At 62.1% G+C, this 22,333-nt stretch carries 22 protein-coding genes and 1 pseudogene; 15 read left to right on the plus strand and 8 right to left on the minus strand.

Features of this window, described 5'->3' with window-relative positions:
- Window positions 1–17 precede the first annotated feature (17 nt).
- Window positions 18–1,856, plus strand: coding sequence for a sigma 54-interacting transcriptional regulator (locus H1204_RS20775; RefSeq protein ID WP_180732526.1), 1,839 nt, complete (start codon window positions 18–20; stop codon window positions 1,854–1,856).
- Window positions 1,857–1,890: 34 nt separating this feature from the next.
- On the opposite strand, the gene H1204_RS20780 is transcribed toward H1204_RS20775, so the two are convergent.
- Window positions 1,891–2,304 (minus strand): helix-turn-helix domain-containing protein, encoded by a 414-nt coding sequence (locus H1204_RS20780; protein ID WP_180732527.1) that lies wholly within the window; start codon window positions 2,302–2,304, stop codon window positions 1,891–1,893.
- A gap of 198 nt (window positions 2,305–2,502) precedes the next feature.
- Here H1204_RS20780 and H1204_RS20785 point away from each other — a divergent pair, with 198 nt between their 5' ends.
- Window positions 2,503–3,510, plus strand: coding sequence for an NAD(P)-dependent alcohol dehydrogenase (locus H1204_RS20785; protein WP_180732528.1), 1,008 nt, complete (start codon window positions 2,503–2,505; stop codon window positions 3,508–3,510).
- Window positions 3,511–3,586: 76 nt separating this feature from the next.
- Here H1204_RS20785 and H1204_RS20790 read toward each other — a convergent pair whose 3' ends face one another.
- From H1204_RS20790 to H1204_RS20810, 5 genes and pseudogenes are all read right to left on the minus strand, one after another.
- The gene (locus H1204_RS20790) at window positions 3,587–4,435 is read right to left on the minus strand and encodes a hypothetical protein (protein ID WP_180732529.1); all 849 of its coding nucleotides are present in this window, start codon (window positions 4,433–4,435) and stop codon (window positions 3,587–3,589) included.
- Window positions 4,436–4,608: 173 nt separating this feature from the next.
- On the minus strand, window positions 4,609–4,866 hold the full coding sequence (locus H1204_RS20795) for a hypothetical protein (RefSeq protein WP_180732530.1): 258 nt from the start codon (window positions 4,864–4,866) through the stop codon (window positions 4,609–4,611).
- Window positions 4,867–5,008: 142 nt separating this feature from the next.
- Window positions 5,009–5,470: pseudogene (locus tag H1204_RS20800) on the minus strand (helix-turn-helix domain-containing protein); the annotation flags it as partial.
- Between the two features lie 404 nt (window positions 5,471–5,874).
- Complete coding sequence (locus H1204_RS20805) at window positions 5,875–6,315, minus strand: MarR family transcriptional regulator (protein ID WP_007746919.1); 441 nt, start codon at window positions 6,313–6,315, stop codon at window positions 5,875–5,877.
- Window positions 6,316–6,334: 19 nt separating this feature from the next.
- Window positions 6,335–8,230 (minus strand): FAD-binding monooxygenase, encoded by a 1,896-nt coding sequence (locus H1204_RS20810; protein ID WP_180732531.1) that lies wholly within the window; start codon window positions 8,228–8,230, stop codon window positions 6,335–6,337.
- Window positions 8,231–8,558: 328 nt separating this feature from the next.
- On the opposite strand from H1204_RS20810, the gene rbsK reads away from it, so the two are divergent.
- The 6 genes from rbsK (at window position 8,559) to H1204_RS20840 (ending at window position 14,705) form a co-directional block, all read left to right on the plus strand.
- Window positions 8,559–9,449 (plus strand): ribokinase, encoded by an 891-nt coding sequence (gene rbsK, locus H1204_RS20815; protein ID WP_180732532.1) that lies wholly within the window; start codon window positions 8,559–8,561, stop codon window positions 9,447–9,449.
- Window positions 9,446–9,844 (plus strand): D-ribose pyranase, encoded by a 399-nt coding sequence (gene rbsD, locus H1204_RS20820; RefSeq protein WP_180732533.1) that lies wholly within the window; start codon window positions 9,446–9,448, stop codon window positions 9,842–9,844. The genes rbsK and rbsD overlap by 4 nt, the downstream gene beginning before the upstream one ends.
- A 10-nt stretch (window positions 9,845–9,854) precedes the next feature.
- The gene (locus H1204_RS20825; RefSeq protein ID WP_180732534.1) at window positions 9,855–11,360 is read left to right on the plus strand and encodes a sugar ABC transporter ATP-binding protein; all 1,506 of its coding nucleotides are present in this window, start codon (window positions 9,855–9,857) and stop codon (window positions 11,358–11,360) included.
- A 103-nt stretch (window positions 11,361–11,463) separates the two neighbouring features.
- Window positions 11,464–12,420, plus strand: coding sequence for a ribose ABC transporter permease (gene rbsC, locus H1204_RS20830; RefSeq protein ID WP_007746908.1), 957 nt, complete (start codon window positions 11,464–11,466; stop codon window positions 12,418–12,420).
- A 121-nt stretch (window positions 12,421–12,541) separates the two neighbouring features.
- Complete coding sequence (gene rbsB / locus H1204_RS20835) at window positions 12,542–13,510, plus strand: ribose ABC transporter substrate-binding protein RbsB (protein ID WP_180732535.1); 969 nt, start codon at window positions 12,542–12,544, stop codon at window positions 13,508–13,510.
- Between the two features lie 178 nt (window positions 13,511–13,688).
- Window positions 13,689–14,705 carry a substrate-binding domain-containing protein gene (locus tag H1204_RS20840; protein WP_180732536.1) on the plus strand — a complete coding sequence of 339 codons (1,017 nt, stop codon included), beginning with the start codon at window positions 13,689–13,691 and terminating at the stop codon, window positions 14,703–14,705.
- A gap of 137 nt (window positions 14,706–14,842) precedes the next feature.
- Here the strand turns inward: H1204_RS20840 and H1204_RS20845 are convergent, their stop codons facing one another.
- A complete protein-coding gene (locus H1204_RS20845) occupies window positions 14,843–15,106 on the minus strand; it encodes a hypothetical protein (RefSeq protein ID WP_180732537.1) in 264 nt (87 codons plus the stop codon).
- 194 nt (window positions 15,107–15,300) lie between these two features.
- Window positions 15,301–15,591, minus strand: coding sequence for a hypothetical protein (locus H1204_RS20850; protein ID WP_042314460.1), 291 nt, complete (start codon window positions 15,589–15,591; stop codon window positions 15,301–15,303).
- Window positions 15,592–15,969: 378 nt separating this feature from the next.
- Here H1204_RS20850 and H1204_RS20855 point away from each other — a divergent pair, with 378 nt between their 5' ends.
- The 7 genes from H1204_RS20855 to H1204_RS20885 all read left to right on the plus strand — a co-directional run bounded on the left by H1204_RS20855 (window position 15,970) and on the right by H1204_RS20885 (window position 22,320).
- Window positions 15,970–16,833, plus strand: coding sequence for an STAS domain-containing protein (locus H1204_RS20855; RefSeq protein ID WP_180732538.1), 864 nt, complete (start codon window positions 15,970–15,972; stop codon window positions 16,831–16,833).
- 193 nt (window positions 16,834–17,026) lie between these two features.
- Window positions 17,027–18,580, plus strand: a complete 1,554-nt coding sequence (locus H1204_RS20860) for a histidine kinase dimerization/phosphoacceptor domain -containing protein (protein WP_180732539.1) — start codon at window positions 17,027–17,029, stop codon at window positions 18,578–18,580.
- A gap of 157 nt (window positions 18,581–18,737) precedes the next feature.
- Complete coding sequence (locus tag H1204_RS20865) at window positions 18,738–19,121, plus strand: response regulator (RefSeq protein ID WP_180732540.1); 384 nt, start codon at window positions 18,738–18,740, stop codon at window positions 19,119–19,121.
- A 36-nt stretch (window positions 19,122–19,157) separates the two neighbouring features.
- Window positions 19,158–19,514, plus strand: coding sequence for a hypothetical protein (locus tag H1204_RS20870; protein WP_243468738.1), 357 nt, complete (start codon window positions 19,158–19,160; stop codon window positions 19,512–19,514).
- A 159-nt stretch (window positions 19,515–19,673) separates the two neighbouring features.
- Entirely contained in the window at window positions 19,674–20,207 is a 534-nt protein-coding gene (fae, locus tag H1204_RS20875; protein WP_180732541.1) for a formaldehyde-activating enzyme, read from the plus strand.
- A gap of 246 nt (window positions 20,208–20,453) precedes the next feature.
- On the plus strand, window positions 20,454–21,524 hold the full coding sequence (locus H1204_RS20880) for a Dyp-type peroxidase (RefSeq protein WP_180732542.1): 1,071 nt from the start codon (window positions 20,454–20,456) through the stop codon (window positions 21,522–21,524).
- A complete protein-coding gene (locus tag H1204_RS20885; protein ID WP_180732543.1) occupies window positions 21,517–22,320 on the plus strand; it encodes a family 1 encapsulin nanocompartment shell protein in 804 nt (267 codons plus the stop codon). The genes H1204_RS20880 and H1204_RS20885 overlap by 8 nt, the downstream gene beginning before the upstream one ends.
- The last annotated feature ends 13 nt before the right edge of the window (window positions 22,321–22,333 follow it).

A 22,333-nucleotide genomic window follows, 5' to 3' on the forward strand; every position in this document is an offset into this window, starting at 1 on the left:
ACCGCTCGCAGGTAGACATGGCCACTGTCGCGCTCGATCCCGACACCACTGCGCTCGAAAGCGCGCTTGCCTGCACGCAATGGCGCACCGCGCGCCGACTCGCCGCGACTGAGACGCGGGCCTGCGTGTTCACGCTGGATCGCGCGGGGCACGTGCTCGAAGGCATCGAGGAAGTCGCGGATTCGGACGCTGCCAGGCGTAACACGCTCGATGCGTTCTTTGCGCACTGTCCTGCCGCGCGCCTCGCCGCGCTCGCCGAAGCGGCAACATCGATATCGGGCGGACGTTGCGCGACGCTCGCGTTGCAAGGGAGCGCCGCCACGCTTGGGCAGGCGTTCGCGTTGCGTGTCGAGGCGCACGGGCGGCGTGTGTTTCTTGTTGCGCTGCATGCGGAAGACGCCAGCGGCGGGCGTATCAACGGGTCCGCGAGCTGGATCACGCTGCTCGGCGCGACGCTCGACGTCCTGTTGCAACGCACCTTCGATCTCGCCGCGTACGACACCCTCGTCGAAGAGCAGCGCGCGATCATCGATCATATCGGCGACGGGCTGATGGTGATCGGCCAGGGACATGTGCTGCGGCACGTCAATTCGGTGGCGGGGCGCATTCTCGGCATCGATCCGAAGACGAGCATCGGCAAGACGCTCAACGAGGTCATCGATTTCGAGCCGATCGTTGGGCCGATCTTCCATACGGGCGTTGGCTACGTGGATCGCGAACTCATCATCGATTCGCCGGCGCGGCATCTGCATCTGCTCGATACGGCCATTCCCATCAAGAATCGCTGCGGTGAAGTGGTGTCCGTCGTCAATACGTTTCGCGAGATGCGCCGCGTGCGCAAGATGGCGGGACGCTACGCAGGCAATCATGCGCGCTTCACGTTCGACAGCGTGGTCGGAACCAGCGCCGGCACGCGGCGCGCGCTCGATGCGGCGAAGAAAGCTGCGCGTGGCGCGTCGAATGTGCTGCTGTCCGGCGAGAGCGGTGTCGGCAAGGAAGTCTTTGCGCAGGCGATTCACAACGCCAGTTCGCGCAGCGCCCAGCCGTTCATCGCGATCAATTGCGCGGCCTTGCCGCATGCGCTGATCGAAAGCGAGCTGTTCGGCCACGCGCCCGGTGCCTTCACAGGCGCGGCGCGCGATGGCCGTCCCGGCAAGTTCGAGTCCGCCGACGGCGGCACGGTGTTCCTCGACGAAATATCGGAATTGCCGATCGACGTGCAGGCGAAGCTGCTGCGGGTTCTGCAGGAGCGCGAAGTCACGCGCATCGGCGATACGCGCGGCATTCCGGTGGATGTGCGGATCGTCTGCGCGAGTAATCGCGATCTCGCGTCGATGGCGCGTGAGAAAACGTTTCGCGAAGATCTCTATTACCGGTGCAACGTGATCGAGATCGACATTCCGCCGTTACGCGAGCGGCGCGAGGATATACCTATGCTGGCGGCGTTCTTTCTCGAACGCTATTGCACGCGCATGCACAAGCCGATGCCTGTGCTGGCCGACCACGCATTGAAGCAATTGCAAGCCTACGACTGGCCGGGCAATGTGCGCGAACTGGAAAATCTCGTCGAGAAGATCGTCAATTTTGATGACGGCGAACGCATCGAGGACGTGTCGTCGTTCCTGCGTGGCGCGACTCGGGCGCAACCCGTTGGCGATGCCGTACACGCCGCGCATCGGGCGGCACCTGTCTCGCTGATGGAAGCGGAGCGTCAGGCCATCGAGAACGCGCTGGAGGCGTGCCGCTACAACGTCACGAATTGCGCGAAGCTGCTTGCCGTGTCGAAGCCTGCGCTCTACGCGAAGATGAAGCGGCATGGCATTCGCCTCGAACGCTCGATCCGGCACAAGGTTTGAATCTTGCCGCGACGCGAACCGGGATAACACTCACTCACGCAGCTTGCCCGGCCACATTCGTACGACGCCGCCGCGTCCCCGTTGTCTTCGACACTTCCTCGACGGGCGCGGCATCGCTCGCCCGCCGCGCCTGATAGGACTCGCCCCATTCCCTGAGGCTGATCAGCACCGGGGCGAGCGTCTCGCCGAACGGCGTCAATTCGTATTCGACCTTCGGCGGAACCTGCGGATAGACATGGCGCGCCACGATGCCGTCCGCCTCCAGTTCGCGCAATTGCAGCGTCAGCATGCGTTGCGTCGTGTTCGGCAGCAGCCGTGTCAGCTCCATGAAGCGCTTCTTTTCGTGCATCAGGTGAAACAGGATCACCGGCTTCCACAAGCCGCCGATTACCGAAAGCGTCATTTCGACGGCGCAGCCGCTCTTGCTGTCCAGGCGTTTGGGTCGCATGGCGTTCATACCTACATAATTGATAGTACCGGCCATAATTGTACCTTCTTGCGGCAATCGACGTACGACCTGACAATCACGGCGTGGTCGCGGAGCGTTCGCGTCCTCGCGTGCCGTTCCAGGCGCGCGACCGCCTTTTCGACGGCGATGCCGCATCGCGCATCGTCGGTCGTCAATCGACTATCAGGAGTTGCTTCGATGAAAGCCATTACCTTGCGCCAGCCCGCCGGACTGGACAATCTCGTACGCGTGGAGCTTGCCGATCCCGGCGCGCCGGCGCCCGGCGAAATCCGCGTGCGCATCCACGCAAGTTCGCTCAACTTCCATGACCTGGGTGTCGTCACGGGACGCATGCGCACGGATGACGGCCGCATTCCGATGTCCGATGGCGCGGGCGTCGTCGAAGCGATCGGCGAGGGTGTGACGGAATTCGCGGTCGGCGATGCCGTCGTATCGACATTCTTTCCGTACTGGCTCGACGGCGGCCCGACGCTCGCCGACTTTTCGACCACACCGGGCGACGGCGTCGACGGCTACGCTCGCGAGAGCGTCGTGCGCCCCGCGCAATGGTTCACGCACGCGCCGCGCGGTTACACCCACGCAGAGGCTGCGACGTTGACCACGGCAGGCCTGACCGCGTGGCGCGCGCTCGTCGTCGACTACGCGCTGAAGGCGGGCGACACTGTGCTCGTTCAGGGCACGGGCGGCGTCTCGATCTTCGCGCTGCAGTTCGCGAAGCAGATGGGCGCGACGGTGATCGCGACGTCGTCATCCGACGAGAAACTGGCGAAGGCCAGCGCGCTCGGCGCCGATCACCTGATCAACTACAGGCGCGATACCGACTGGGCCGCGAAGGTACTCGATATCACGAACGGCCGTGGTGTCGACAACGTGGTCGAAGTGGGCGGTCCGGACACGCTAGGGCAGTCGATCCAGGCTTGCCGGATCGGTGGTCACATCGCATTGATCGGTGTGTTGACGGGACTGGCTGGGCAGGTGCCGACGGCTGAACTGATGCGTCGTCAGCAGAAGCTGCAGGGACTGATTGTCGGCAGCCGGAGGCATCAGATCGACATGATCCGCGCGATCGACGCAAACGGAATCAAGCCGGTGATCGACAGCACGTTCGCGCTCGGCGAGATCGCCGACGCGTTCCGCCATCAGGCGGCGGGCAAGCATTTCGGCAAGGTTTGTCTGGCGGTTTGAAAGCAGGCGGCGGCAGCGATCGGGCGCCGCGGGCGCCGCGGGCGATCTTCTCCTTCCCGGTGAAGATCGCGACAGGTCAGTAGTAAAGCCAGCGCCCATACTCCGGCGACCAGTACCAGCGGCCAGCATACGGCGCCGGCTGGTATCCGCCCGTCCAGGGAGCGGGTGGCGCATAGTAGGCGTACGGACGGGCGGCCACGCTGGTTGGCCGCTGCACGTAGCCATAGGCTTGCGGCGGAGGCTGCATCGCTACAGGCGGCGGCGCGTACTGCGTTCGCGGTCGCGCGTACTGCGGCTCGGTCGTGTAGACCTGTGCTGTACGTGGCATGACCGCCTCGTCGCCTTCGTCATCGGCGTACTCCTCGGGCGGCATTGCATTCTGTTGTTGCACGCGTCCCGTAGACCGCGCGACGCCCGCATTGCGCGGCGGCGCGCTGGGGCGTTGAACCGGTTGCGGGTTCTGCAGCGAGTCGGTATCCGTCCAGGCGTCGGTTGTCGCGACTGGAGAGCGATAGGCAACCGGCTTGGGTGGCGCGATGCGAGTGCTGCCGGATGCGACAGATTGCGCGCCTGGCTGCTCCCCAAGCGGCTTCGACGTGACGGGCACCTCTTGCACGGTCTCGATATCGCTTGTCTCGCTGTAAACGTGTTTGATGTCGAGGATGGGTTTGCGAGCAGCCTCAACCGTCGGTTTCTGCGCCCGCGCTTCGGTTGCGGGTGGTGTCGTGGCGGCAGTGCCCTTTGCAGCGGCCTCGTGCGCGAGTTCCTCTTTCGCTGCCTTGTAGCCGCGATCGTAGGCCGCCTTCACTTCCCGGTCCTGGGCCTCGGCGTCGTCGGCCGCGCTGTACGCGTGGGATGATGCCGAAAACAGGCAACCTGTGGCGAGAAACGCGCCCGCCAATGTCTGCCTCAAGTGTGCGTCCATGAGGCCTCCCTTTATGGTTATTGATGGCGAATCGTACAACGTCTCCAGCAACAAAAAAACACTAGAGATGCCATTGCGTTCGCTTCCCAACTGAACCTTCAATCGCATGCGTTAGCAATGAAACATACGCGGCGGCATGCGTTCGTTGCGAGCGGTCTCGATAGAAGCAGAAGCTATGGCTTGCTCCAGACCAGCCTCCAGCACATCAGAAAGGTACCGTGAGCGTCTCTTGAAACGGCTCCTTCGGCCTTACACGCGGTACCGGGAAGTGCCGGGCCGAACTGGGCGACTTCTCTATCGGCGTCGGCGAGTGCATCGGCGGGCACCCGTCCCCAGATGGACAGACTGGCCAGTACGCTGGCACAGCCGACCAGAATAATAAGCGTACGTTTCATTTGGGCGGGGCGGCTGGCAATAAGGTCGATTTTCATCGTGAAGGCTCGTCTGGCGGAGGCTTATGAGCGCTCTTATCGGCATCGGCTGCCAAAAGAATAGATCCCGGTTCAACTATTTTTTTCGGGCCAGATTGTCGCAGATCGACCGACGACGATACGGGCCCGGGCGGGTGTGGTTTCAGTTGCCGGCAACGGGTTCGCGTCGAGCGTTCCGGCGCAGCATATCGGCGGGCACACCGAACGTTCGGACGAACGCTCGGCGCATGCGCTCCCGATCCGCAAAACCCGTTTCCTGCGCCACGACGTTGATCGTGTGCCGGCCCTGTTCGATCATGAATCGGGCGGCTTCCAGCCGTAGCTGCTCCACGGCCTTGGCGGGCGACTGACCGGTCTCGGCCACGAACGCGCGGCTGAACTGGCGAGGGCTGAGGTTGGCCACCGCGGCAAGCTCCTCGACGGTCAGCGGATTGCGCAGGTTGCGGCGGATGTGCGCCAGCACCAGTTCGATCCGATCGGACTTGGGCGTCATGTCGAGCAGGGCGGAATGTTGCATCTGCCCACCCAGCCGACGCTGATTCATGACCAGAAGCCTTGCGACCATTTTGGCGGCATCGGGACCGAGGTCGTTATCGAAGACCGCCTCTTCGCCAATGACGGTCCCATCTGGTCCTCTGCGGGAATGACAGCCGGTATCGATCTCGTTCTGGCGTTGATCGGTTCGATGCGTCGCGGCAGGAAGGTTGTCGATGAAACGCGAAATAGCCGTTGCATCGCCATCGCGATAGAGTCGGAGCAGTTCTTTCGCCTGCTTCTTCACATGGTCGAGATTGGCCCTGGAAGGCAGCGTATTCATTGCGGATCCTCGTGCATTGGAGGCTGTCGGTCCGCAATACCGCCTGCACAAAGGATGATGAGATAACGCATTGGCTATCGCAGGTGAGTTCAACTCTTTCCGCGGACCCGGAAGCGGCTGTACCGCTGACGAGATGCCAGGAGAAGACGGGCGGCGCCGTCAACTCCCACGCAAACGAATGAGTGTTGGACCTATTCCTGCGGCGGCAACAGCGCCAGAAGCAGTCGCCGTAACTCCAGACATTCCCGCTGCGTCAGCCTTGCCGTGAGAATGCGCTCGACTTCCTCGACACGCGGACGCAAGGTCGCAAGCTGCTTCTTGCCGTCCGCAGTGAGAAACAGCACATAACTGCGCTTGTCGACGGGGTCGTCGGACCGTTCGATCAGGCCGTTGCGCACCATGCGCGCGACGAGATCGGCGATCGTCGAACGGTCCACGTCGAGTTCATCGCCGAGTTGCCGCTGATTGACGCCGGGTGTCTTATGTAAGATCTCGAGCGCCGCATACTGGACGCTCGTGACCTCGGCGGAGACTTCGCTGAGCCATACCGCTACGTGGCGCTGCTGGGCGCGGCGTACGAGACTGCCCGTAAATTTCGAGAGCGCTTCTGGGTTGTCGTGTCTGGTCGGCAATTTCGCAGTTTGGAGCGGGTTAGCGCATACGGAATATCGGCTGGAAAAAGGCCTTTAGTTCCGCGTATGCATCGAGTGGAAGAACATGCGCGACGTATTGATCCGGACGGACCACGACGAGCGCGCCCCGTTCGCGGTCGATGCCGCGCGCGTCGAAGATATCAGTCGCTGCGTCGCACGTAAATGTTTTCTCGTAGTCGATGAGGCCGTAGCGTCCCTTGCGCGGCAGCAACAAGGCGGGCAGGTCGTCGAGACGCACTTCGCGATGCGGCTGTTGCAGCACCGCGCGGAGATCGAACACGCTATCCACGTCGGCATCCTCTGGCGTGACGAGCCGCAAGACAGAATCGGGCGATGTAGCGAGATGCTCGCACAGCGCATCGAGCGCAGTCCGTTTCGCATCCGCGAACGCGTACAGGCGCCAGCGGCCGTCCGCGGATGCCGCGTGCCCGAGATGGACAGGCTTTGCATCGGCGACACGAACGACGGGCGATGAATGAAAACGCGTGCCGATCACGAAGCCGCTGGCGAGCGCCTGATGCGCCGCTTCGCCTGTGAGCACACCCGGCCGGTAATGCGTTGCGACCCCCGCCGTATATCGGCCCGCGCGAACGAAATAGGCTTGCAGTTCAGCCGGATCGACGCCGCCAGCCTCGGGCCGGTTGGGATCTTTCGGCGGCGCGGCCATCATCGCCGACCATTCCTTGTCGAAGTCGATCAACTCCTGCGCGATCGGCTGACGTTCATCGGAATACGTACGCAACAGATCGACGTCGCTGCGCCCCTGAAGCACCGCGCCGAGTTTCCAGCCGAGATTGAAGCCGTCCTGCATCGATACGTTCATGCCCTGGCCGGCCTTCGCGCTATGCGTATGACAGGCGTCGCCGGCGATGAACACGCGTGGGTCGCGAGACGTGCCGTCGGCGGCGATGGCGTCGTCGAAGCGGTCGGTCAGGCGCTGTCCCACTTCATACACGGAGAACCACGCGACTTCCTTTGCATCGAGTGTATAAGGATGCAGGATATGCTGAGCCGTCTCGATGATGTGCTCGACGGTGGTCTGTTTGAGGCTGTCGCGATTCTCGGGCGTGACCTCGCCCAGATCGACGTAGAAGCGCACCAGGTATCCGCCTTCGCGCGGAATGATGAGCAGGTTGCCCTTGCTCGCGGACTGAATAGCGGCTTTCAGGCGGATGTCCGGAAAGTCCGTGACCGCGAGCGCGTCCATCACGCCCCACGCATGATTGGCGGCATCGCCGCGCAGCGTTTGTCCGATGGCCGTACGCACGCGGCTGCGGGCGCCGTCGCAACCGACGACATAGCGCGCACGCACAGTGATTTCCTCACCCAGCCGCGCTTCATCTGTGCGGCGCAACGTCACGTGCACGGGGTAATCGCCCGTCTCGTCGCGTTGTACGTCGACCAGTTCCAGATCGTAGTCCGGTTCGAGCCGTTGCGCGGAGCGACGCATCACATCGAGCAGATAGTCCTGCACGCGCGCCTGATTGACGATCACATGCGGAAACTCCGACATACCTGTTTCGGTATCCTGAACACGGCCGGTACGCTTGATCGCGCCACGATCCTGCGCATCGGGACGCCAGAACACGGTTTCGTTGACCCAATAGGCTTCTCGCTGCAAGCGGTCGCTGAGACCAAATGCATTGAACATCTCGACAGTCCGGCACGCGACACCGTCTGCCTGTCCCATCTGCAACGGTCCTGAGCGCCGCTCGACGACGCGCGTGCGGATGGTCGGGAATTGCGACAGTTGTGCTGCCAGCACGAGTCCCGCAGGACCGCTTCCGACGATCAGCACGTCGACCGTATCGGGCATCTCGACGTGAGGTGCGCCGTCGGCAGCCGGTTCGATGGTCGGATCGCCGACGCGGAAACCGTTGAGATGAAATTGCATGGTGTCTTCCTCCAGTTCGAATGTGTCATCGTGATGCTGAATATACTCCGTACACCAACCATTTCAAAGCACTTCATGTGGCAGTGGATGTTTACCCTGGGCTGAAGATTTCGAAAGCGTGGCTCTGGCCGCGTCCGAAAAAGCTGCCTATATCCGGCACGCGGACGCCGCAGCGCAGCCTCCGACGCCATATCGGGTAAAACCCTAAGTCCTATTCCGCGCGACGGCCGACTCTGCTATAAATTGCGCTCCGTGGCTGATTACGTTTTAGCACGACGATTTCTTGTAAGATTGGCAAGGTTCAGCGGGACCGTTTGAAAGGAATGGCATGGCGCGCGTAGTTGTGGTGGGCAGCATCAACATGGATATGGTGGTCGTCACCAACACGTTTCCCCGTCTGGGCGAGACGCTGTTCGGCACGGGCTTTTCGACGAGTCCTGGCGGCAAAGGCGCGAATCAGGCCGTCGCGGCGGCGCGCCTTGGCGCGCAGGTGACGATGGTTGGCCGGGTAGGCGCGGACGCCTTCGGTGAAGACATGAAGGCAACGCTCGTACGCGAAGGCGTGGACGTGCGCTACGTCACCACCGCGCGCCAGGCGACGGGTATCGCCTCGATCACGCTGACGGGCGGCGATAACGCGATCGTCGTCGTGCCGGGCGCCAACTCTGAGCTATTGCCCGAAGATATCGACCGCGCCGCCGATGCATTCGTGCAGGCCGACGTCGTGCTGGCCCAACTCGAGGTGCCGTACGGGACGGTCCTGCACGCGGCACGCCGCGCCCGCGAACTCAACAAGCCGTTCTTTCTGAATCCGGCTCCCGCCGTCGCGCTCAGCGACGAACTCCTGGATCTCGTCACGCTGCTGACGCCCAACCAGCATGAACTCGCGACTGCCTTGCAAACGAGTGAAGCGCAGTGGGCCGACGAACTCGCGCGGCGTCCCGGCCAGATCGCGATGACACGTGGCAAGGATGGCGTGTGCTACGCAGACTCGGATGGCAAACTCGTGCACCAATCCGGCTTCGCGGTGAATGCGGTCGACACGACGGGCGCCGGCGACACGTTCAACGGCGCCCTCGCGGCCTTCTGGCGTCTCGGGATCGCCGAGGCAGTACGCCGCGCCAATGCAGCGGCAGCGCTCTCTGTCACGCGCGCAGGCGCGCAAGGCGGCATGCCGACGCTCGCCGAACTGGACACATTTCTCGAAGCTCAATCATGAAAAAGCTTGGACATCTGAATCGCGACATCGCGCGCGTGCTGGCATCGATGGGCCACACCGACAGCCTCGTGATCGCCGACTGCGGCCTGCCGATTCCCGAAGGCGTGGAGTGTATCGACGTATCGCTTGCCCTCAACGTGCCGGGCTTTTTCGATGTGCTCGACAGTGTGCTCGCCGATTTCAAGGTCGAACGCGCGGTGTTTGCGAGCGAGAGCGCCGAACACAACGCCGCTGTCGTCGAGCGCATTGCACAGATGACGGCCAGCGAGATCGAAGTCGAACAGGTGCCGCACGAGGCGTTCAAGCAGCGCTCGCGCGAGGCGAAAGCCATCATCCGCACGGGCGAGTGCAGTCCTTACGCGAATGTGATTTTGCATTCCGGCGTCATCTTCTGAGAGGCACACCATGGAAGTGTTGATGCAGGGCATCGGCAAGGCCTTCGGACCGGTACGCGTGCTCGAGGGCGTCGATTTTCACATCAGTGCAGGCGAAATCCACGCGCTGATGGGTGAAAACGGCGCCGGCAAATCGACGCTAATGAAGATTCTGTGCGGGGTCTATCAAGCCGACGCAGGCAAGATCCTGATCGACGGCCGCGCCGCGCAGATTCGCAACACGGTCGAGGCCGAACATGCCGGCATCGCGATCATCCACCAGGAACTGAACCTCATCCCGCAACTGACGGTGATGGAGAACCTCTTTCTGGGCCGCGAACCGAGCCGGTTCGGGATCGTCGACAACGCGAAGATGCGCTGCGAGGCACGCAAGTGGCTCGACATGGTTGGCGCGCGCGACATCGACCCGCAGACGGAAGCGGGGCAACTTTCCATCGGCCGCCAGCAACTCGTCGAAATCGCAAAGGCGCTTTCACTGGATGCGCGCGTCGTCGTGATGGATGAGCCGACGGCCGCGCTCACCAATCGCGAGATCGACACGCTGTTCGAGATCATGCTGTCGCTGAAGGCGCGCGGCGTTGCAATCGTCTATGTCTCGCACCGGATGGAAGAGATCTTCCGGATCTGCGACAAGATCAGCGTCCTGCGCGATGGTCACTTCGTCGGCGAACGCGCGATCAGGGACACGAGTTTCGATGAGATCGTCAGGCTGATGGTGGGGCGCGAACTCGGCGAGCGTTTCCCGAAGCGGCAGCACAAGCCGGGCGCGGTCCGCTTGCAGGTCAAAGGTCTCGCGGATCACGGCAACATCTCGGGCGTTTCGTTCGATGTACGTGCGGGCGAAGTGCTCGGCATCGCCGGACTGATGGGGGCGGGGCGCAGCGAAATTCTCAGAACGCTGTTCGGCGCCAACCGGAAAACGGCGGGAACGGTCACGCTGGATGGCAAGCCGCTCAACGTTCGCGATGCATCCGGCGCCATTGCGGCGGGCATCGGCTTCGTCACGGAAGATCGCAAAGGGCAGGGGCTCGTGCTGGGTATGTCCGTGCGGGAGAACGCGACGCTTGTTCATCTCGACAGCTATGCAAGGCTCGGATTCGTCGACAGCAAGGCCGAGCGCCAGGCGGTCGATGGTTTGATCGAGCAGTTGCGCGTGCGCACGCGGGACGCGGAGCTGGACGTGAAGTCGCTGTCGGGCGGCAATCAGCAGAAGGTGGTCTTCGCCAAGTGGCTTGCGCGACCGCCCAAGGTACTGTTGCTGGACGAGCCGACGCGCGGCGTCGACGTGGGCGGCAAGGCCGAAATCTACACGATCATCAATCAGCTGGCGGAGCGGGGCGTCGCAATCGTCATGGTGTCGTCGGAGCTTCCCGAGGTGCTCGCGATGAGCGACCGGATTCTCGTCATGCATCAGGGCCGCCAGAGCGGCCTGTTCGATGCAGAGGGCGCGACGCAGGAACTCATCATGACGGCAGCGGCGGGCGGCAACGCGACGCCTGTTTCGGTTGCTGCATAGACACCTCACAACCTGATCCACGACGGCCGCGCGATTGGCAGCGCGCCGTGCATCCCAATTGAATGGTCCTGTCGCAGCGACAGGAAAACACGCGAGACACATCATGGCGCAACTGAGTATCACACCGACCAACCGCGCGACGCTGCAGAAGCTTGGGCCGTTCATTGCCCTGCTTGTCATTGCGGTGGGACTCTCTATCGTCAGTCACAATTTTCTGACCGTCGACAATCTGCTGAACGTGATGCGTCAGGCGTCGATCAATGCGCTGATCGCGTTCGGCATGACGCTGGTGATTCTGCTGGGCGGCATCGACCTCTCTGCGGGCTCGGTGCTGGCGCTGTCTTCCGTCATCATCGCGAGTCTTCTGACGTCGGGTATGCCGGCCGGTCTTGCGACGCTCGCCGGACTTGTTGCAGGCGGCCTGATGGGACTCGTGAACGGGCTCGTGATCAGCAAAGGCAAAGTCGCGCCGTTTATCGCGACGCTTGGGTCGATGACGGTACTTCGCGGACTGGCATTGGTCCTGTCGAACGGAAGTCCGCTCAGCAGCTTCAACAGTGACTTCTTTTCGCTGCTCGGCGGCGGCTACATCGCCCGCCTCGTGCCGATTCCCGTCGTGCTCATGCTCGTTATGTTCGCGATCTTCTGGGTGCTGCTGCGTAAGACCGTGTTCGGCCGCCACATCTATGCGACGGGCGGCAACGCTGAATCGGCAAAGCTCTCGGGCGTGAAGGTCGATCGCATTCAGCTCTATGTGTACACGATCTCAGGCGTCATGGCGGCGCTCGCGGGCGTCGTGCTGACCTCGCGTCTGAACTCCGCGCAGCCGACGGCAGGCACCGGCTATGAACTCGACGCCATCGCCGCCGTCGTGCTCGGTGGAACGAGTCTGACGGGCGGACGCGGCTGGATTTTCGGCACGCTCGTTGGCGCATTGCTGATCGGCGTTCTGAACAACGGCCTGAATCTGCTCGATGTGTCGTCTTTCTATCAGCAGGTCATCAAGGGCGGCGTGATCCTGCTCGCCGTGCTGATCGATCGTGGCAACAAGAAGGCGTGACCCAGAGGCGTGACCCATGTTGACGAGGGAAGGGCGTAGTCCCTTGCCACAGCGCTTTATGCATTACCGACTGCTGGACAGCAAAACCCAGTTTCACCACACAAGGAAGAAGAGGAAGACAATGCAGAAACCCGTTTCGCCGCGATTCTCGAAGCTTTTCGCCGCGCTGTGCGCAAGCACGCTGATGGCTGGTCTGGTTGCGTGCTCGAAGGAGGGGCCGGCGACGTCGGCGGACGCGGGAGCCAGTGCAGCATCGGCGCCCGCTGCAAACGGCGCGATCACGGTCGGGCTGTCGATTTCGACGCTGAACAATCCGTTTTTCGTCTCGCTGCGTAAGGGGGCCGAAGACGAAGCGGCAAAAGACGGCGTGACGCTGATCACCGTCGATGCGCAGAACGATCCCGCGAAACAGCAGGCGAGCGTTGAAGACCTGATCGAAAAGAAAGTCAGCGTCATCCTGATCAACCCGACCGATTCGTCGGCCGTGGCGAACGTCGTCAAGGAAGCGACCAGCAAGGGCATCAAGGTCATCTCGCTCGACCGGAGCGTGAACGGCGCGGATGTCAGCTCGCACATCGCGTCGGACAACAAGGCCGGCGGCAAGATGGCGGCCGAGTTCCTCGCGGACAAGCTGGGCGGCAAGGGTAATATCGTCGAGCTTCAGGGCATTCCTGGCTCGTCGGCGGCCAATGAGCGTGGCGCGGGCTTCGACGACGAAGTGACGGCGAAGGGCGGCGTGAAGATCGCGACGAAACAGCCTGCCGACTTCGACCGTGCGAAGGGTCTCTCGGTGATGGAGAACATCATCCAGGGCAACAAGGACATTCAGGGCGTGTTCGCACAGAACGACGAGATGGCGCTGGGCGCAGTGAAGGCGTTGCAGGCGGCGGGTCTGAAGAACGTGGCGGTGGTTGGCTTCGATGCGACCAGCGACGCCATCACGGCAGTCAAGGGCGGCCAGATGTCGGCGACGGTGCAGCAGCAGCCGGAGCTGATTGGCCAATACGGTGTGCAGACGGCGAAAAAGCTGGTCGATGGCCAGTCGGTCGACAAGTTCATCCCGGTGCCGCTGAACCTCTACAAGCAGTAAGTTCTCATCTGTCCCTTCCCGTAGTACCATCAGGCGCCAGGACTCACGTCGCTGCGCGCCTGCCTCTGCCTCCGATCGAGATTGGGCGGCGAATCCCCGACGAAGTTATATCGTACGCACGCACCGCTCATCCAGGCGGTGCGCTCGCGCTTGACTCATTGACCTGCAGGAAGCCCGCGTGACTCAGTTCGAGCGTCTGACCATCGACGACATTGCCCGCCTCGCGAAGGTTTCCCGTACTACCGCCAGCATGGTGCTCAACGGCTATGCCGAGCGCTACCGGATATCTGCGGCGACCGTCGAACGTGTATTGCAGGTCGCAAAGGACCATCACTTCACGCCTTCGCAGTCGGCGCGGGCGTTGCGCACCCGTCGCAGCAATACGATCGGTCTGGTGATTCCCGACTTGACCAACTCTGCGCACGCGGCGCTGGCACAGGCGATGGAATGGCAGTGTCGCGAACGCTATCAATATCAGCTCGTTCTTGTCACCAGCGATGAAAACCCGGTACGCGAGACGGAGGGGATCGCGCATCTCGTGTCTCATCAGGTCGATGGTCTGATCGTGGTGCCGTGCACGGGGGATGCGAAGCGCTATGAGAAATGGATGAAGCGTCTGCCGCTCGTGTTTGCCGATCGTCGCGTCGAGTCGAGCAGTATTCCGTACGTCGTCACCGATGCGGTTGAAACGGTAGCAACGCTGGTGGGCGAGAGCATTGCGAGTGGCGCGCGTGAGGTCGTCTATCTCGGCGGTCAACCGGAGTTGTCCGCAAGCCGCGATCGTCTGGCGGGATACCGGCAGGCGCTTCGCCAGCATGGTCTCGAAGAGCAACCGGACTGGGTGTTCGAGCGAGACTACCAGCGTGAATCGGGTTACGAGCTGATGAAGTCATGGTTCGCTGAACACCAGCGATATCCGCAAGCGCTGTTTGCAGGCTCGATTACGTTGCTCGAAGGCGTTCTGCAGTTTATGAACGATGCGCATCAACTGGCGCAGGCGCCAGGCCAACTGATGACGTTCGATGACCATAAGCTGCTCGACTGTTTGCCTTTCAAGATCGACGCGATTATCCAGGACAGCGCGCAACTGGCTGAGCACAGTCTGCGTTGCGTGTTTTCTTTGCTTGAGGGTGACGGCGCGCCGGACTCGCGGCTGGTGCCGGCGCGGATTCGATATCGTAGGTCGGGTGGATGAGCTGCTGCCGCGTGGGGTTTGTTAGTGTGCCGTTTGGGGCTGTCAGGCCCTATTTTTCAAAATTCGATTTTTTTTAGATTGATAATTTATCTTATGTAAAATCACAAAAGCGGCCTGAAGACTGCCGCAGCCCGCTTTCAATTCACGCGTCCTTCAGCCGCCATTAAGGCCCGAGGCGCATTGCACGACCCGTCGAAACATTTCTGCAGCCAGTCGTTCGCCCAGTCGGTCGCATATCGAATAGCATCCTGGCGAAGATCGAATCCCGCCAGATCACCGCTCACATGGATGAACGATTCGCCGTCCGGCAGCGGCCCAGTGATCATGGCGTGAGCCATGTATTCGCCATCGGCGCGACGCGGCGTGGGGTCTATTCGGAACACTGCGGGATCGAAATGCATACGACGCTCCCATCGCGCGCTGCGCGAATATAAAGTTCACTTTTAGTGAAGTCGTACCGTGCGTGTCGTGGATGCAGCCGAACAGACAACGCTACGCAGCGACGGTCAATCGAAGCACGCCACGTTCACCATCGCACGCGATCACTTCCGGTGACGCGCGATGAAACCATCGAACATAGCGGACCATCGGATTCTCACACTTCGGCATCCCAGATGGTTCGACCCGACGGACACGCATCAATGAGATGTTCGGCATAAGCCGTCGACGCCCTTCTCGCATCGCCGATATTTTCAAAGCCGCGTTCGACCTTGAGTTGAAAAACGCGGCTGCGCCCTTCCACTTCCTTCTGACCTGGTTCGTTGATCCGGACAGCGGCATCGAAGCCCTGATCGTAGCTGTGACCCGTTCCCGACATCGTGCGTTGACGCGGATAAACGAGCAGACGAACTTCAAGCCCCCTGTATAGATATGCAGCGGCTTCCATGAGACACCTCTGTTGCCGCGATGTGCGGCGAAGATTATGCAGGTGGGACGAGCGCGGACCAAACGGCCGCGTCATGATCGGCACACACGCGGCTGTCGGGCGACAGCGTTGCGGTGCATTCAGGCGGGCGATATAACCGAAATGAGAACCGAAATGAGCGCGAGGTGCGAGGACTCAGTCCATCGTACGCGCATTAGTGCATTTGTACAGTGAAACTTTGCTTTCCGAACTGCTTGAAACGGGCGCATCCGCTAGCGGCCGACGCCCGCCGGAATGCGCAGCGCAAGGACCACCCATGGAGTACCATGGCGCGGCAACTCATCAATCCGTCAGCTCATCGGACGCCACTCACGCTGGTCCTTCACGCATCAGGCTCAGATGAACAACTTCACCGGCAAGACGCTGGCGGGCTTCCTGAACGGACGGGAATTGCTCGATAACTGGTTGGACCAGCATCTTTCAGTTTCGTTGAGGCGAGGCCTCACGACAGAAGCCGAGATGCGCAGTCAGTTCGCCAGCTTCATGGAAGTATTTCTCGACACGCTAAGATCGAGCGACACGCTTGACGCAAACCGTCCCGAGTGGGCGCCCGTGCGTGCGCGGCTGGGCGAGATATCGGAGCAGCGCACGAGGCAAGGCTTCACGCCCGTCGAAACCGCGGCGTTCGTGTTTTCGCTGAAGCATCCGCTCTATACGCAATTATGCGTGGCGTTCGGCGATGACATGGGTGCGCTTGCGGACGCCAACTGGTCCATCAATCTGCTGCTGGATGCACTGGGCCTCTACACGACAGAAGTCTTCCAGCGCAGCCGTGAAGCAACCATTGCCCGGCAACGCGAAGAACTGCTCGAACTGTCGACTCCCGTCGTCGAACTGTGGGAAGGTATCCTCGCGCTGCCGCTCGTCGGCACGCTCGATTCGGCGCGCACCCAGGTCGTGATGGAAAGCCTGCTGCAGAGAATCGTCGAAACAGGCGCCGCCGTCGCCATCATCGACATCACGGGTGTGCCGACCGTCGATACGCTCGTTGCGCAACATCTGATGAAAACGGTGGCGGCCGCGCGATTGATGGGAACGGACTGCATCATCAGCGGTATTCGCCCGCAGATTGCGCTGACAGTTGTGCATCTGGGCGTCGATCTGTGCGGCATCACGACCCGCGCATCGCTTTCCGATGCATTCATCGTCGCGCTGCGCATCGCGCAGGCGGCAAGCCCGGGCATCAAGGCGCACAACGCTTAACGGCGGCGTGACGCGCGACGACATCGAGAAGCCGCTTAACACTTCAACAACCTGCGCGCTCGTCCCCATTGCAAAACCTGTACAGGACTTTTTACCGATTCAAATCCGCTCGCGCAGAATGCAGATATTTTCTTTTCCACGTGGTAATTTGGCGGGGAATTCGTCACAGACATTCTGGTCCGCGAGACGGTAGATGGAAAAATTGCCGAGCAGTGAAATCCTTCTGACGTCCATGGGCAGCTCCGCGTCGCGGGCTGCGCGTCAGCATGAGCTCGTGGTGCGTTTCGGTCAGGCCGCCCTCGCCGCACATAATCTCACTTCCGTGCTGAACGAAGCGTGTCGCACAGTGGCCGACGGTTTGGGCTCCCACTTCGTCAAGGTGCTGCGCTACGTGCCCGAGCACGATCATCTTCTGCTCGTCGCGGGCGTGGGTTGGTCACCCGCTGAAATTGGCTTTGCCAGGTTGTCGGCGGACAATGGCAGCCCTGCAGGCTATGCGATCGCCAACGGCAAGGCCGTGCTGTCGAATCACCTCGCGTCGGAGTTGCGCTTTCGCACACCGATACTGCTCGAGCGCTACGGCATCAAACGGGCGATCAACGTGCCGATCCGTGGCGTGCCTTCTCCGTTCGGCGTGCTGGAAGCCGACAGTCCCGACGAAGAAGCGTTCATCGCGAGCGACATCGCCTTCGTCGAAGGTGTGGCGAACATCGTCGCCATGTCGGCTGAGCGGCTGGCCGCCGAGGCCGGGGAACGACGCTCCGAAGAACTGTCCACCGACATCCTGTATGCAAGCCCCGACCCCGTCACAGTGATGACAGAAGACGGCGTCGTGCAGTCGATGAATGCTCGCGCGATGTCGCACGTCGGCGTGACCGACGTTGCCGCCGTGCAGGGCGTGAAATGGGCGACGCTATGGCCGGCACAATTTCATGCTGCCGTTGAAGCGGCCCTCGCCCGCGCCCGGACAGACTCTCCTGCCCGCTTCGAGGCGCCGATCGTCGCCGCTGACGGAGCGCAGACATGGTGGGATGTGTCCGTGTCGAAGATCGAGCCGCAGCATGGCGTGCCGGGACGTCTCGTCGCCGTCTCGCGCGACGTCACGGAGCGCCACGAGCAGGAAGCCAGGCTGGCAGCATTGATCAGCGACCAGGAGCAACAGCTCGGCGCGAACGAGGCAATGATGAAAGAAGTCCATCATCGCGTCCGCAACAGCCTTCAACTCGTCCAGACCTTGCTCGGCCTGCAAGGCAATCTTGCGCCCGAGCCTGCCGTCAAGGCGCAGCTCAAGGCGGCAGCCGTTCGCGTCATGACGGTCGGGTCGGTCCATCAACGCCTGTATCAGGACAATGGTTCCGCCGCGCCCGATGCCGCGCGCTATCTGCAGGGGCTGATTACCGATCTGCAGGCAGTCATCGGTGAACGGCCGATCGAACTTGTCGCCGATCCCATCATCGTGCCTGCCGTGCGCCTGAGCCCGCTGGGTCTGATTACAGCGGAACTCGTCACGAACTCGGTGAAATACGGGCGCGGAAAGATCTCCGTATCGCTGCGTGCCGACGCCCCGGACTCGGCACTATTGAGCGTCGTGGACGAAGGGCACGGACTACCCGATACGTTCCCGTCACCGGAGGGAACCGGGCTGGGCTTGCGGCTCGTGCAAACCTATTCGGGTTTCGGCCGCGACGCGCTGAGCGTGGACCGATCGGTGCCGTACAGCAAGATCGACGTGCGGTTCCGTTTGTGACAGACTGGCGCATCATCGCGCAATCTTCACTGTTTTTTGGTGCATTCGCGCGTGATCGCCTATCTTTGAAGCGCGGGTATGCCGTGTGCGAGAAGACCATGTAGCAGCGCTTTCCGGGCTGCGGGCAATTCAGCCGGCAGGTCTCCCGAAGGCCAATGTGAACGTTTCTTCCCGCAGCACAGATGAGAGACCCGCCATCCTTCTCGTTGACGATGCGATCGATGCGCTGGAAGCATGGGCGCTGCTTCTGCGCATGGAAGGTTTCGAGGTCGTGACGGCAACGGGTGGTCTGGACGCGTGGCATAAAGCCCAGCAATCGCCGCCAGCGCTCGTCATTACCGACCTGATGATGCCCGGCATGCATGGACTTGCGTTCTGCCGCGCGCTAAAGGCCGATAGCAGGTTCGAATTCGTACCGATCATTCTCTGGACGGCGGCAACGATCATCGTCGGCGAACCGGTTTTCGATCGCTTCCTGGTCAAGCCCGTTCTACTCGATACGCTTCTCGGGCATATCAACGTATTGCTCGCAGGGCCCTGAAAAGTACCGGGTCAACTTCACCAGGCAGATCGGTCGATGGGTGAATCCGAACGACACCCGCAAAGCTGCGCTTTTCTTGGGGAAGTCATCATGGCGACGACAGAGTCACTGCTGACGCTGGCCGAGTACCTGGAAATATCGCTCGATAACGGCGGCAGCGTGCTTGTGATGCAGATGTGCGACGGCCTCTGCGCGATATACGTCGGCGACGCAACGAAGGCCCAGGATCATTGGCGGTATCACGGCGCGATCAGCGCTTCGATCGTCGACGACATTCTGAGGCTGACCCGCTGCGGACGTAACCACCTCGAAATTGGCGGCCAGAAGTACCGCTTCGTTCGCAGCACCGCGCACTTCGAGGATAGAGGCGCGACTGTCTTTGCCGCGGGGTAGTCACGCGCGCCGCAGTCATTTGTCACTCTGTCACGAAGCCGGGACATATTGCGTAATCGCAGCGACGGCTGCCCTGCTCTCGCGCGCGCCGAAATCAATGGCACTGCCCTTGCATTCATCGCACCTCCACTGTCGTCCAATCAAAAGAGGAGGTCCACGATGAGCATCGATCTGACATTCCGCGCCGGTGAAGCCACCGTGTTCGCGGCGCCCGGCCAGGTGACGGACGCCATGCCCGAAATCCTGATCGGCCGCGTCGACGGTCCGGTTGGGCATGCGTTCGCAAACATGATGGCGCAGAGCAAGGGCCACACGGCGATGTTCGCGATTCGCGCGTGCAACCAGATGGTGCGGCCCGCGACGATGATCGTCCCAAAGGTGACGCTAAGAGACATGGCGACCATCGAACTGTTCGGCGGCGTCGTGCAGTCGGCCACGGCCGATGCGATCGTCGATTGTCTGATCGAAGGGATTTTGCCGAAAGACCAGGCGAACGAGCTATGCATCGTCAGTCTGGTATGGATCGATCCGCGCTGCGTCACAGATGCGAATCTTGACAAGAAGGACATGTACCGCACGAACTACGAAGCGACCAAACTCGCTATCCAGCGCGCGATGAGCAACGAGCCGAGCGTGGACACGCTGATCGCCAACCGTCATTCGATCAAACACGACATGGACGACTGGAGTTGAACGTCGTATCTCCAGCGCCCGAACCCGCCGTGCGATTTCAGAATCGCGCGCGCTCCACAAAAGCATGACAAGGCGGCTTGCGGCACCATAACGTCACGCCAGTTCGACGTGAACGCAGCGCCGCGTTTCCGACGCGGCCGCCCCGTCCTCTCGTACGACAAACACCCCATGTTCGCGGTACTCTCCTAATCCGGCACCTTTTCTGCCACGTCGCAATCCGCAATGGTTTCAACAGGACATGGTCCGATGCCCAACGACATTCCAGAACCCCAAGCCGTCACCACCCCCATCAACCGCAGCGCGATTTTCATCGTTGCAACGCTTGCCGACGGCGACGAGCACGCCGACACCGCACGCGCCTGGTGCGCGGACGTCGCCGCGCTCGTACGGTCGGTCGGCAAGCGCGTCCCGTCCGGCAACCTGTCGTGCGTGGTCGGCTTCAGTTCCGGCGCGTGGGACAAGCTGTTCGGCGCGCCCCGCCCTGCGCAGCTGCATCCGTTCCGCGAGTTCGGACCGAGCGAGCGCCGCGCCATCGCCACGCCGGGCGACATCCTGCTGCATATCCGCGCTGACCAGATGGACCTGTGCTTCGAACTCGCCACGCAGCTGGTGAACCGGCTCGGCGAGTCGGTCAAGGTCGTCGATGAAGTGCATGGCTTTCGCTACTTCGATCTGCGCAGCATGGTCGGCTTTGTCGACGGCACAGAGAATCCGACGGGACGCGAGGCCGTCGACTTCACGATGATCGGCGACGAAGATCCCGAATTCGTCTCGGGCAGCTACGTGCTCGTGCAGAAGTACCTGCACGACATGACGGGCTGGAACGCGCTGTCCGTCGAAACGCAGGAGCGCATCATCGGTCGCACGAAGCTCTCCGACATCGAACTCGACGATGCCGTCAAGCCGACCTCGTCGCACAGTTCGCTGACGACGCTCGTCGAGAACGGACAGGAAGTGAAGATTCTGCGCGACAACATGCCGTTCGGACGCCCGGGCTCCAGCGAATTCGGCACGTACTTCATCGGCTACGCGCGCTCGCCCGATCCGATCGAGAAGATGCTAGAGAACATGTTCGTCGGACGCCCGCCCGGCAACTACGACCGGTTGCTCGACTTCAGCCGCGCGGCCACGGGCGGACTGTTCTTCGTGCCCTCTGCGACGCTGCTCGAAGCGCTCGCCGAGCGCGATCCGCAAGCCGCGAGCACCGCTGCCGACGCGAGCCCGAACGTACCCGCCGACCTCCCCGCATCCGCAGGGCCGACTCCCGACGGCTCGCTGAATATTGGCTCTTTGAAAGGAATTTCTCAATATGAATAACCTGCATCGCGAGCTTGCCCCGATCTCCAGCGAAGCCTGGTCGCAAATCGAAGAAGAAGTGGCGCGTACGTTCAAGCGTTCGGTCGCGGGTCGCCGCGTGGTCGACGTGAAGGGCCCGGGCGGCGTCGATCTGTCCAGCGTCGGCACGGGCCATCAGACGACGATCGCGGCCCCGCATCACGGCGTCATCGCGAAGCTGGCCGAGGTCAAGGCGCTCGTGCAGCTGAACGTGCCGTTCGAACTGTCGCGCGATGCGATCGATGCCGTCGAGCGCGGCGCGAACGACTCGGACTGGCAGCCCGCCAAGGATGCCGCGAAGGAACTCGCGTATGCCGAAGACCGCGCGATCTTCGACGGCTACAAGGCGGCGGGTATCGTCGGGATTCGCGAGGGTTCGTCGAATGCGTCGCTCACGCTGCCCGCCGATGTCGCCGACTACCCGGATGCGATCGGCGCCGCGCTGCAGCAGCTGCGGCTGGCGGGCGTCGATGGGCCCTACTCCGTGCTGCTCGGCGCCGACGCGTACACGGCGCTCGGCGAAGCGCGCGATCAGGGCTATCCCGTGCTCGAACACATCAAACGGCTCGTGAACGGCGACATCATCTGGGCACCGGCGATCGAAGGCGGCAGCGTGCTGTCGATGCGCGGCGGCGACTACGAGCTGCATCTCGGGCAGGACGTGTCGATTGGTTATCAAAGCCATACGGACTCGGCCGTGCGCCTCTATCTGCGCGAAACGCTGACCTTCCTGATGCTGACGGGCGAGGCGTCGGTGTCGGTGGTGCCGGCGGAGTAAGCGTCACGCTCAG

The organism is Paraburkholderia sp. PGU19 (assembly GCF_013426915.1).
Classification (GTDB): domain Bacteria; phylum Pseudomonadota; class Gammaproteobacteria; order Burkholderiales; family Burkholderiaceae; genus Paraburkholderia.

Bases quoted from the DNA above. Each gene is read 5' to 3' on its own strand.
- H1204_RS20775 (WP_180732526.1), top strand. From the start codon at position 18: ATGGCCACTGTCGCGCTCGATCCCGACACCACTGCGCTCGAAAGCGCG.
- H1204_RS20780 (WP_180732527.1), bottom strand. From the start codon at position 2,304: ATGCGACCCAAACGCCTGGACAGCAAGAGCGGCTGCGCCGTCGAAATG.
- H1204_RS20785 (WP_180732528.1), top strand. From the start codon at position 2,503: ATGAAAGCCATTACCTTGCGCCAGCCCGCCGGACTGGACAATCTCGTA.
- H1204_RS20790 (WP_180732529.1), bottom strand. From the start codon at position 4,435: ATGGACGCACACTTGAGGCAGACATTGGCGGGCGCGTTTCTCGCCACA.
- H1204_RS20795 (WP_180732530.1), bottom strand. From the start codon at position 4,866: ATGAAAATCGACCTTATTGCCAGCCGCCCCGCCCAAATGAAACGTACG.
- H1204_RS20810 (WP_180732531.1), bottom strand. From the start codon at position 8,230: ATGCAATTTCATCTCAACGGTTTCCGCGTCGGCGATCCGACCATCGAA.
- rbsK (WP_180732532.1), top strand. From the start codon at position 8,559: ATGGCGCGCGTAGTTGTGGTGGGCAGCATCAACATGGATATGGTGGTC.
- rbsD (WP_180732533.1), top strand. From the start codon at position 9,446: ATGAAAAAGCTTGGACATCTGAATCGCGACATCGCGCGCGTGCTGGCA.
- H1204_RS20825 (WP_180732534.1), top strand. From the start codon at position 9,855: ATGGAAGTGTTGATGCAGGGCATCGGCAAGGCCTTCGGACCGGTACGC.
- rbsC (WP_007746908.1), top strand. From the start codon at position 11,464: ATGGCGCAACTGAGTATCACACCGACCAACCGCGCGACGCTGCAGAAG.
- rbsB (WP_180732535.1), top strand. From the start codon at position 12,542: ATGCAGAAACCCGTTTCGCCGCGATTCTCGAAGCTTTTCGCCGCGCTG.
- H1204_RS20845 (WP_180732537.1), bottom strand. From the start codon at position 15,106: ATGCATTTCGATCCCGCAGTGTTCCGAATAGACCCCACGCCGCGTCGC.
- H1204_RS20850 (WP_042314460.1), bottom strand. From the start codon at position 15,591: ATGGAAGCCGCTGCATATCTATACAGGGGGCTTGAAGTTCGTCTGCTC.
- H1204_RS20855 (WP_180732538.1), top strand. From the start codon at position 15,970: ATGAACAACTTCACCGGCAAGACGCTGGCGGGCTTCCTGAACGGACGG.
- H1204_RS20860 (WP_180732539.1), top strand. From the start codon at position 17,027: ATGGAAAAATTGCCGAGCAGTGAAATCCTTCTGACGTCCATGGGCAGC.
- H1204_RS20870 (WP_243468738.1), top strand. From the start codon at position 19,158: ATGGGTGAATCCGAACGACACCCGCAAAGCTGCGCTTTTCTTGGGGAA.
- fae (WP_180732541.1), top strand. From the start codon at position 19,674: ATGAGCATCGATCTGACATTCCGCGCCGGTGAAGCCACCGTGTTCGCG.
- H1204_RS20880 (WP_180732542.1), top strand. From the start codon at position 20,454: ATGCCCAACGACATTCCAGAACCCCAAGCCGTCACCACCCCCATCAAC.
- H1204_RS20885 (WP_180732543.1), top strand. From the start codon at position 21,517: ATGAATAACCTGCATCGCGAGCTTGCCCCGATCTCCAGCGAAGCCTGG.